The organism is Chamaesiphon sp. VAR_48_metabat_403 (assembly GCF_031422475.1).
In the GTDB taxonomy this organism is placed as follows: Bacteria; Cyanobacteriota; Cyanobacteriia; order Cyanobacteriales; family Chamaesiphonaceae; genus Chamaesiphon.
Genome location: NZ_JANPLS010000057.1, coordinates 1 through 11,036, shown reverse-complemented (window position 1 = coordinate 11,036; position 11,036 = coordinate 1). Strand labels below are relative to the sequence as shown.

Below are 11,036 nucleotides of genomic sequence, written 5' to 3'. Positions count from 1 at the left end.
TTTCTTGTCCGCGCGTGACGAACAAAAATGCGATCGCCAGTACAGAGCCAACCAATAATGTGGCATACGATAGCATCATCACACTAACGTGCATCATCAGCCAGTTAGATTTTAAAGCGGGCACCAAAGGTGCGGATGCTTGCATATCGCCAGGTAATTTCAGTGCGGCAAAGGCGGTAATTAACATCGCCACAGGAGACGTTACCACGCCCACGAGGGCACTCCGACTGATGGATTCGGAAAATAAGTGGATTGCCGTTATGCCCCAAGCTAAGAAGAATAGAGATTCGTATAAGTTACTGAGTGGGAAGTAACCAGCTTCGATCCATCTAGCACCCAATAATGTTGCCATACATAGATTAGCGATCGCCATCCCGGTAGTGCCCAGGTTCGGTAAAAATGGAATTTTAGGAAAAGCCGCACCCACCCAGTAGACTAGCATCGTCGCGAATAGGATCCCAAAGGATAGGTTATCCAGTTGATTCTGAAGTGAGATTAAGTTCATGTTTTATAAGGTTTTTGATAATTGAGGGGGGATGGGGGAGCGGGGGGACGGGGTGCGGGGGGCTAGGAGGATTTTTAATCCAAAATCTAAAACTTGTACTGAGCGTAGCGTCTGTCTTGACTAAAACACATGCGGAGGAGACCTCCGCGTGATTTCAGTCGCTCCGTAAGGAGAAGTATCCAAAATTCTCCCCGCTCCCCGCTCCGTACTCCCCGCTCCATACTCCAGGTTATTCCTGCCAATCCGGAATCACCCACTGTGGCGGGGCGGACATTTTCTTGCGTCTTGCTTCCTCAGCCATTTCATGCATTTTGTCTAAAGAAGTCTCACTAATAAATTTAGAAGCTGACTCGATATGAGCCTGATTTTGACAGCGATCGGGGCGACTACAGCCGTCGATACAAACTTCATTACAATTAATCTGAATAGTTTCCACGATTTAACTAAAAAAATATTTACACCTCCAAGCTATTTTAGCCCAACTAGATTGGGGCGTGGGGTGGGGGTAAACACTACGAAATAAAAAGTCAGGAACCAGCTTTGAGTGCTAGTTCCTGACTGTTGGCAATTAAATTAAATTAGATCGAGCGGGAGAGATTAACGTTTTTCACGGAATCCTGACAACCAATCGCGGAGTTGTTCGGCAGCGACATCGCGACCGCCCAAACCGAACGAAATCGCGATCGCAACTGCAATCGCACCGAGTAATAGACCGAACGCCAAATTAACGATGCTGGCGGCAATCCCCATCTGTTGTAATGCCATCGCACCGACAAAGACAACAATTGCCAAGCGAGCGATTTGTCCCAGGACTCGCGATTGGTGGGTATTATCGCTGCTGACGACTCGTTGTGCCAGATTGGCTAAATATAGCCCGATCGCAAATACAACGACACCAGAGAGCACTTGCCCAGAAATTAGCAGCAATCCGCTGACAAGTTGACTCAGTTCGGGAATGCCCAATACGCCAGTAGCTACGACTGCGGCAAACAGAATTACGCCAACTCGCGCTACAATACCAGCTACCTCAGATGGTGTTTGTTTGTGAGTGCTAGGTACGATCGTCCCACGAGTAGTGGGAATGCCCGGTGGGGTGGGGGTACTATCGGTAGTCGAGTCATGGAGGGAATTGAGTCCCAACGTGCGGAAAATATTGTTAAAACCTAAGCCATTGAGTAATTCAGTGACCAGATCGCCAATAAACTGACTGACTACGTAGGCAACTACCAAAATTCCGGCAGCTCCAAGAATTTCTGGGACTTTATCCAATACTTTTTGGAGCATTGAAGTCGCAGGGCCAGAAATTGAGGGAATCTGGAGCGCATCCAACACGGGAATCGCAGTCACAATCAAGACCATCGCGTACACGATCGTACCTATCAATCCAGAGAGAGATTGCCCTGGAGCGGCTCTATTCATGCCAATTCTGGCTGCCAATCTCTCAGTACCTGCCGCAGCAAGTAAGTTAGTAACTAACTCGCGGACGATTTTAGCGACAAACCAACCCACAATCCCCAGTAGACCTGCTTTAAAGAGATTTGGAATCGCTTTGAGAATCCCATCTAAGAGGTTTTGGACGGGTGCGAGGGGGCCTCTAAGTTCGAGGACATCGAGGATTAACGGGAGAAAGAATAAGAACACGAACCAGTACAGGGCGTTACCTAGTGTCTCGCTCGGTAAGACTTGGTTTTCAACAGACAATTTCCGCGACATGGCTGGCATGACGGTTCCAGCAGTCCGGATCACGATCGCTTTGACTGCTGTTGCTAACAACCACGCAACGCCCGCTAATGCTGCCGCCATCGCTACTTTTGGCAAGAATACCAAAATCTGGCTTAAGACATTAGAGAGGGGTTGAGCGGCACTGTCTAAGTTTAATGCCGTCAGCGCATTGGAGAGGGCAAATAGAAAAATTAGCCAGAACACAACGTCCCCGACTAATTTTTCGGTATTTAATGTAGATGTCGATCTATTTGCCGAGCCGCCTGTTGCCATATTTCCCAAGCGGTTATCTAAGTCGGTGCGCTTGAGTAAATTCCGCACGACTGTGGAAACGATCCATCCTAAAATCCAACCGATTAATAAAATCCCGATGGCACCCAACAAGCTGGGTAAGAACGATCCGACTGTACCGCCCGTCTGTTTGACAAAATTTTCAATTCCAGATGCTGAAAAGTTAGGCGTAGCAGTTGTGGGAGTGGCTACCTGTGCGACTAACCAATCTTTTGCCAAAAGCTGGCTAGCTGCGGGAATCGCCGGAATGAGTTGCCAAGTTTGGTTCATATTTTTGCTATGTAATATTGTCGATGCTAGTGTAGACTGCGCGTGCGGCAGCAAATAGCCTTACATCCTTCGCCCTAACTGACACTCACGACCGGAACTAATGGGCATGTAAACAGCCCCCAATTTGTAGCCGTGACTGCCAGCAATAACTAGACTGTTGCAGATTTCAATTGCGACCTCGGATTCGGTCGATCGGCTGCTCCAAACTTAACTTTGTTATCACAGATTAATCAATTAGTAGCGAAATATACCAGGCTTCTAAATTTTGCTGGCAAGCATAAATCTAAGTTAAAGATTTCTTAACTTTCGATCGATTCGATCTCTGTAAACAACTTAAATTTTAGTTGGCGATCGTCTGCAACAAAAGTACACGTTACGGACTGAAAAGAAGTAGTTAGTAAAGATCGATAAAGATAGACATTTGCTATTTTTATCGAAGATACTAATTACAACACAGACGTAGCTTACCACGCTTCGCTAAATATGGCATCCACAGGCAGCAGCAGATTTTACAATCTGCAATCGTTTTTTTGCTGTAGATAATCGGAGTAGAGAATCGAAAATAGTTAATCGGCAAGGCTTTCGATCGCCATAGCACCAAAAATAATTGGTTATTCGCTAATACTACCAAGCAGAATGGATCGATCTTCGCAGCCACTAATTGCGTTAAAGATCTGCACTTATCAAAATCGATAAGATCGGCATTTGGTAAGAAGTATACCTGACGACCGAGTTAGCAAAAACAGCGCGATAATTTAACTGCGTTGGCTTTGTTTAAAGAATTGATACATTTCTGGTAGCCGATTGACGATCGCGGCAGTTTTCAACCATAGTTTGTGTGAAACGGCTGGATATCCCGATACAATTTCACCAGGTTCGACATTGCTATGAATGCCTGTTTTTGATGAAGCGATCGCTCGATCGCCGATTGTCACTTGATTGGCAACACCGACTTGTCCGGCTAGCAACACACCATTGCCAACTTTAACCCCACCAGCTAACCCCACCTGAGCCGCGAGCGCGCAATTCGAGCCGATTTGACAACCGTGCCCGACATGTACCAAATTATCTAACTTAGTATCTCTACCGATCCGCGTTTCCCCGACCGCTGGGCGATCGACCGTACTATTGCAACCGATCTCTACTCCATCCTCTAAGACCGTATAACCCGCTTGTTCCATCTTGAACCAGCCAGTAGCGGTCGGCACAAAGCCAAAGCCCTCTGCGCCGATTGTCGCCCCGCTGTGGATGACACAATTAGCTCCGATCCGCACCCGTTCGTGAATGGTACAGTTGGCATGAAGGATCGTGCGATCGCCAATTTGGACATCTGGATAGACGACAACATTGGGATGAATGACCACCCCGTTACCAATTGTGACACCAGCTTGAATGACTACATGGGCACCGATCGATACATCCGCACCCAGCTCGACACCCGCTTCGACGATCGCACTCGGATGAATCCCGGTGGGGAGCTGAAAGGGCTGATAAAATAATTTAATAACTTGGGCAAATAACAACCTCGGTTCGCCAGCAGCTATCCACGCAATTCCCCGATCGCCAGCCTGAGTTTGAATCGACTCATTCATCGGTAGGATTAAAGCACTTGCCGCCGTACTCCCGACAAATTTGGCAAATTTATCGCCTTCGATATAACTAATCGTCCCAGCAGTCGCCGCATCGATCGGTGCCAATCCGGTTAAAATTGGATCGAGCTGGTTTTGCGACTCCACACTACTAGCTTCGATCGCAGACCCTAGTTTAGTTATCAGTTCGCTAAATTGCATCATAAATTCGGGATAGAGATTACTAAGTGTCAGACCAAATCGGACTATTACTTAAAATGTTATTACCATCGGTCGCGATCTCGATCGCCATTAACTACCTCGGCAACAGTCTAAATCCGATCCCGATCGCTACGATCGCCCTCATTGCTGTTTTTTTACCTTCTACGCTGATTGCGATTTTCTTATGGTTGAGGAGTTAGGGATTTTGGATTTTGGATTGAACATCCCACACTCCCCACACTCCCCGCTCCCCGCTCCCCACTCCCTGCCCAATTCATGGGAATATAGAAAGCGAAACAGATAACCTATATTTAGACTGTGCGTAAAGTTATTATTGCTGGCAACTGGAAAATGTATAAAACTCAGGGGGAAGCCGCTGAGTTTTTGATGGAATTTATGCCCCAGATCGATGATGCACCCGAAGATCGGGAAGTAGTTCTGTGCGTGCCATTTACAGATTTGACGATCGTCAATAAAAGTTTACATGGCAATCGGATTCGGTTGGGTGCCCAAAATGTTCATTGGGAAGAATGTGGAGCTTATACAGGCGAAATTTCGGCGAGTATGTTGACCGAAATGGGCGTGAGATATGCAATCGTCGGACATAGCGAACGCCGTCAGTTTTTCGGCGAAACTGACGAGACCGTTAATTTGCGACTCAAAGCCGCGCAGGCTGGCGGTTTGATTCCGATTTTGTGCGTAGGTGAAACCAATCAACAGCGGGATGCTGGCGAAACGGAACGAGTAATTATCAGTCAATTAGAGCATGGGTTAGTCGGAGTCGATCTCGATCGATTGGTAATTGCCTACGAGCCGATTTGGGCGATTGGCACTGGCGAAACTTGCGAAACTACCGAAGCTAATCGCGTCATTGGCATCATTCGAGATCGATCGAAAAGTCCTCAGATTTCGATTCAATATGGCGGTTCGGTTAAGCCGAGCAACATCGACGAAATTATGGCACAGCCACACATCGATGGTGTTTTAGTTGGCGGTGCGAGTTTGGCTGCTGCCGATTTTGCCAGAATTGTTAATTATCAATAATTTTTTACACATCTACCCCAAATCGTCAATTTAGCCCCTTCCTTACTTACCAATACTAGCCCACCCTAGGAAGGGATGAACTGCCCGATCGAACATAACAAATAAAAAGCGATCGGATCGACTAAAATAACATAGTGTTAAGTTAAAAAACCATAGGGCAAATGCCTGAAAGAGCTATAAATACAAGAAGTGCCACTGGTTGTATGCTGGTGTTGATTCCAGCCGCACTAACGATGTCTGCGCTATTTGTAGCGTGGCCGATAATATTGGGTGTGACTTTAGCCATCGCTGGTGGAAATATTTGGCAAAGTTATGAATGGGCGAAAACGTCGAGATCTCTCGATCCGGTTTTTCAACAATTAATAGTCCAAAATCGGGGCGAAATTACCTCGCTCGATCTTGCTGTGAAAGCAAATATTTCTGGTGGAGTATCCAATCGCTATTTAACTGCCAAAGCTAGCGAATTTGGTACTGGTAGTCGCCAACATCCCGATCGCGGACAAGTCTATTATTTTGTTACAGTCAGTACTCTCGGTCGAATTTTTGATGATAGCGAGTTAGAGCCGCCAGCCATCATGCCAGCGACAAATCCGGTAGCTGCATTCGCGCCGACTGCGACACAGCCAGCATCGCAGCCCGTCGAAGTAGTATTACCAGTCGAAGTCAAATCGCCGATAACTGTTTCCGAGCCAGCTATTGCGAATCTGACAGTAGAAGCCACAGTTCCGTCTGTAGTCTCTGAGTCAATTCCAGTCTCCGAGTTGCCAACAGCAACCGTCGTCGAGTCGATCGATTCTACTCCATCGCCTGAAATCGCCGCATCGACGATTGTGGCGGCGATCGATCCAGATATTGCACCGCCAGATGAAATCGATCGCAATGCACCGCCAGCTAGTCCAGTGGTAGTAATTATCCAATCCGAACTTGCAAAGCGACTGGACGTACACTCTAGTACGATTTACAAGCGACGCAGCGAACCGAATTTCACCGACTGGACGCGCAATCGCGATCCTGAAGGTATTGCTTGGGGATATGCCGAAGCCACTAAAGAATACTATCGAGTCGATACTTAATTTCCTCGCACAGAGGCTATTTATTGTCTGTAATGTTTTAATCCATTGCAGGCATTTTTTTGTCGAAATATTATTCTTACTCCTTACTCCTTACTCCAATCTCTCATCTCAGAGCAAATTTTAACCTATTGTTAACCAGGAGATCTATCCGATCGATCTATGCTCGATGGTATTAGATCGCAACTTATTTCAATCCCAGTTAACGATCGCCAGCAAATAGTTGAGGATTCAGGCACTAAATTAACTGACTGTAAGCCATCATTATTTGAGATAATTTAAATTCGGCATAAATTTTGAGGAGAAATCGGCATGGATAGATATAGTACATCGAGCATTAGTAGGTTTAGAAGCACCATCGGGGTCGGTATCGTGTTGACAATGGGTGTGACGATCTCGGCTTGTACGCCCACAAGTCCTGATGTCGCGACTCCACCCACAGGCGGGACTGGGACTACGCCTGCATCATCGCCGGCAAGTGGCGGCGGGGCTAGTTCTTCGCTTAGTGGTGCGGGAGCATCTTTCCCTGCGCCGCTGTATCAACGTTGGTTTGCCGACTACAATAAGGCTAATCCTGGCACTCAAATCAGTTATCAGTCGGTCGGCAGTGGTGCTGGGATCGAGCAGTTTTTGGCAGGTACCGTCGATTTTGGAGCGACCGATGCACCTTTGAAAGCAGAAGAACGTGCTAAATTTAAAGCTAAATATAGTGCAGAACCAATCCAAGTACCCATGACTGGCGGTAGCGTCGTATTTGCCTACAACCTAGATGGAGTCAAAGATTTAAAACTATCCCGCGCCGCCTACTGTGGCATCGCCGCAGGTAAGATTACCAAATGGAACGATCCGGCGATCGCGACAGCTAACCCTGGGGCAAAACTACCAGACCAAACGATCCAATTCGTCCATCGATCGGATGGTAGCGGTACTACTTATCAGTTTACAACTCACCTCAAAGCAGCTTGTCCGGTTTGGACTGCGGGCGCAAATAAGTCGGTCTCTTGGCCAGTTGGAACGGGTGCCAAAGGGAATGAAGGCATCGCCGCCCAAATTCAACAAACCCCTAATTCGATCGGTTATGTTGAGTATGCCTACGGTAAGCAAACTAGTTTAGCGATGGCGGCGATCGAAAACAAATCTGGCAAACTAATTTCACCATCGCCAGAAGCAGGTGCTGAAGCATTTGTCGGCGAAAAGGTACCCGCCGATCTCGCTCTGACTGTGGCTGATTCCGCCAATCCCAAAGCTTACCCAATTTCCGGTTTAACGTGGCTGCTACTGTATCCTCAATCCAAGGATGCTGCCAAACAAACAGCTCTCAAAAGTGTAATTGAGTGGTCGTTGACGACTGGTAAAGCTACCGCTACCGAGCTAGGTTACGTACCGCTAGATGCCGAACTGACTGCCAAGGTTAAAGCCGAACTCGCCAAAGTTAAATAAATATGACTTCACCATCGTCCGATCCTAATGGACTCTTAGAAGCGTCCACTCAGTTTAATCCGGTTCGCGCGCTCGACCAAAATTTCCGCAGATTGACATTAGGACTGGCGATTAGCGTGGGTGCGATCTTAATTTGGATCGCTTACTCGCTACTAGTCATCGCGCTGCCAGCGATCCAAGCCTTTGGTTTAGGGTTTTTGGTAGATAGCACTTGGGATCCGGTCAAGAATATTTATGGGGCACTGCCGCATGTATATGGTACCGTCATGAGTTCGCTACTCGCCCTAATATTCGCCGTCCCGTTGGGCGTTGGGGTGGCTATTTTCTTGACCGAAAACTTTCTAGAGCAAAAAATTCTTCGCCCGATCGCATTTACGATCGAACTGCTGGCGGCGGTACCTAGTGTGGTTTATGGCTTGTGGGGACTATTTGTGTTTCTACCTACCATCAAGCCCCTCTTACAAGGACTCCATAAGTTTTGTGGCTGGATTCCCTTCTTCTCGACCGAACCGGGCGGTCGGCAATTATTGGGGGCATCATTGGTACTAGCAATCATGATTTTACCGACAATTATCGCAATTTCCCGCGATACCCTCACCTCGCTGCCGCCGAAACTCCGTCAGGGAGCTTATGGATTGGGGGCGACGCGCTGGGAAACGATCGTATTAGTGCTGTTACCTGCGGCTCTTTCGGGAATTGTGGGTTCGGTGATGTTGGCACTAGGGCGCGCTTTGGGCGAAACTATGGCTCTGGCGATGTTGGTGGGTAATGCCAACCAAGTGAATATCTCGTGGTTGGCTCCTGCTTCGACGTTATCTTCGTTAATTGCCAATCAATTTGGTGAAGCCAGCGGTCTTCAGAAGTCTTCGCTGTTTTATGAAGCCTTGATCTTAATGGTGTTAACCCTGTTAGTAAACGTACTCGCTCAAGCATTGGTCAGTCGCTTTCAGCAAGTCGAATAAGTTTACTGCTGACAGGCTCGATCGGGGAATAACTCCCGATCGAGCGAAATTTCTCGTTTTCGCCCCATATCGCCCAATTTTGCTGTCTTCTAGGTGAAATTTATGAATCCCTTGTCTTCTCAAATATCTTCTCCACCCGATGGCGGCGGCGTTGATTTTGGTGTTTCTTCCGGTCGTCAGCTATTTGGCAAAGTAATGACTGGCTTGGTGTTTGCCTGTGTGGCGATCGCGATTATTCCCTTGGCTTCGATTCTATTTATGGTCGTCGCCAATGGCTTAGGTGGGTTTTCACCAGCAGTATTCACCGAGCTACCACCTGCGGCTGGTATGTCTGGTGGGGGGTTTAGAAACGCGATCGTCGGTACCCTAGTTACCTGTGCGATCGGTGCTATAATCAGCGTACCTTTTGGAATATTGACCGCAATTTACACTGTTGAATTCAGTCAGGGTAATTGGATCGCTCAGTTCGTCCGTTTTTGTACCAATGTCTTGAGTGGCGTACCCTCAATTATTGCAGGTCTATTTGCTTACGGAATTGTAGTATTGCTCACTGGCGGCTTCTCCGCAGTCGCTGGTGGTACAGCATTATCGGTATTGATGCTGCCAACCATCATTCGTACTTCCGAAGAAGGTCTTAAATCGGTTCCCAAAGCCACCCGCTTGGCAGCCGTCGGTATTGGTGCAACTAATTTTCAGACAGTGACTCAAATCGTTTTACCCGCAGCAATGCCATTTATTGCAACGGGTGTAACACTGGCGATCGCTAGAGCGGCGGGAGAAACAGCTCCATTACTGTTTACCTGTTTGTTCAATCAATACGATATCAAAGGGCCGTGGGAACCGACAGCCACACTCTCGGTTTTAATCTATAACTTTGCGATTTCTCCTTATAAGAATCAACAACAGTTAGCTTGGGTAGCGGCTTTAATTATTGTAGTCATAATTTTAGTCATCAGTATTATTGCGCGGATTGTTTCTTATCGAAAGGTTTACTAGATGGGGTCACAGTGTTAATTGTGGCAATATTTAGCAGGTCGATCGGTATTATTGCCCGAACAGATTGCAAAATAGTCAGGTAGATTGGGGCTTGTTTGCTAATGTTATGTATCAATTCAGTCGAATGTTGAGAATACTACGCAAACAATCTGTGACGATCGCGATTTACTCGGATACAATTGAAGTAGGGTAACGATCTATTTTGGTGTGAATGTTTGTGGATTGACGCGAGCTGCGATGATAACCTCCGGTAGCCGATCGTCAGCGTTCGCACCGATTCTTTGAATATAATAATTTCCGCTTATCTCCTAGACTTTTTATCCTTTATCCGCTCATTTTATGGTAACTAATCAAACAGATCGAGACATCGTAATTAAGACAGATAACGTCTCAATTTTTTACGGTGCCTTTCAAGCCGTGCGGAATGTGTTTCTAGATATTCCTAAAAATAACGTAGTCTCTTTTATCGGCCCTTCTGGTTGCGGTAAAAGTACGCTATTACGCTGTTATAACCGCTTGAACGATCTGATTCCCAATGCCAAGGTAGAAGGTGCAATTACCTATCGGGGTAATAATCTCTACGATGCTAAGATCGATCCAGTCGAAGTTCGGCGGCGAATTGGGATGGTATTCCAACAGCCGAATCCATTCCCCAAATCTATTTATGACAACGTTGCTTTTGGATTGAAAATTGCTGGCTTTAAAGGCAATATCGACGAGCGAGTGGAGCAATCGCTCCGCAGAGCAGCATTGTGGGAAGAAGTAAAAGATAAGCTCCAACAAAGCGGTTTATCGCTTTCTGGCGGACAACAACAGCGGTTGTGTATTGCCAGAACCATCGCCGTCGAGCCAGAAGTAATCTTAATGGACGAACCCTGTTCGGCACTCGATCCGATTTCTACCGTCCAGATCGAGAATCTCATTCATGTGTTAAAAGATCGGTTTA

Annotated in this window: 11 protein-coding genes; 7 read left to right on the top strand and 4 right to left on the bottom strand. The window is 47.0% G+C overall.

Annotation, left to right across the window (positions count from 1 at the left end; translation table 11 throughout):
• The 4 genes from ccsA to lpxD all read right to left on the bottom strand — a co-directional run.
• Positions 1-505: cytochrome c biogenesis protein CcsA (ccsA, locus tag RMO79_RS02805; protein ID WP_310481535.1), on the bottom strand; the 505-nt coding region annotated here is incomplete at its 3' end.
• Positions 506-734: 229 nt separating this feature from the next.
• Complete coding sequence (locus tag RMO79_RS02800) at positions 735-941, bottom strand: hypothetical protein (protein WP_310481534.1); 207 nt, start codon at positions 939-941, stop codon at positions 735-737.
• 161 nt (positions 942-1,102) lie between these two features.
• Positions 1,103-2,788 carry a mechanosensitive ion channel gene (locus RMO79_RS02795; protein ID WP_310481533.1) on the bottom strand — a complete coding sequence of 562 codons (1,686 nt, stop codon included), beginning with the start codon at positions 2,786-2,788 and terminating at the stop codon, positions 1,103-1,105.
• Between the two features lie 755 nt (positions 2,789-3,543).
• Positions 3,544-4,578, bottom strand: coding sequence for a UDP-3-O-(3-hydroxymyristoyl)glucosamine N-acyltransferase (lpxD, locus tag RMO79_RS02790; RefSeq protein ID WP_310481536.1), 1,035 nt, complete (start codon positions 4,576-4,578; stop codon positions 3,544-3,546).
• Between the two features lie 26 nt (positions 4,579-4,604).
• Here lpxD and RMO79_RS02785 point away from each other — a divergent pair, with 26 nt between their 5' ends.
• From RMO79_RS02785 to RMO79_RS02755, 7 genes are all read left to right on the top strand, one after another.
• Positions 4,605-4,778 carry a hypothetical protein gene (locus RMO79_RS02785; protein ID WP_310481532.1) on the top strand — a complete coding sequence of 58 codons (174 nt, stop codon included), beginning with the start codon at positions 4,605-4,607 and terminating at the stop codon, positions 4,776-4,778.
• Between the two features lie 118 nt (positions 4,779-4,896).
• Entirely contained in the window at positions 4,897-5,622 is a 726-nt protein-coding gene (gene tpiA, locus RMO79_RS02780) for a triose-phosphate isomerase (protein WP_310481531.1), read from the top strand.
• Positions 5,623-5,783: 161 nt separating this feature from the next.
• Positions 5,784-6,695, top strand: coding sequence for a hypothetical protein (locus tag RMO79_RS02775; RefSeq protein ID WP_310481530.1), 912 nt, complete (start codon positions 5,784-5,786; stop codon positions 6,693-6,695).
• A gap of 309 nt (positions 6,696-7,004) precedes the next feature.
• Positions 7,005-8,132 carry a phosphate ABC transporter substrate-binding protein PstS gene (pstS, locus tag RMO79_RS02770; protein WP_310481529.1) on the top strand — a complete coding sequence of 376 codons (1,128 nt, stop codon included), beginning with the start codon at positions 7,005-7,007 and terminating at the stop codon, positions 8,130-8,132.
• A gap of 2 nt (positions 8,133-8,134) precedes the next feature.
• Positions 8,135-9,094 (top strand): phosphate ABC transporter permease subunit PstC, encoded by a 960-nt coding sequence (gene pstC / locus RMO79_RS02765; protein ID WP_310481528.1) that lies wholly within the window; start codon positions 8,135-8,137, stop codon positions 9,092-9,094.
• Between the two features lie 102 nt (positions 9,095-9,196).
• Positions 9,197-10,090, top strand: coding sequence for a phosphate ABC transporter permease PstA (gene pstA / locus RMO79_RS02760; protein WP_310481527.1), 894 nt, complete (start codon positions 9,197-9,199; stop codon positions 10,088-10,090).
• Positions 10,091-10,429: 339 nt separating this feature from the next.
• The coding region (locus RMO79_RS02755; protein WP_310481526.1) for an ATP-binding cassette domain-containing protein at positions 10,430-11,036 on the top strand (607 nt) is incomplete at its 3' end.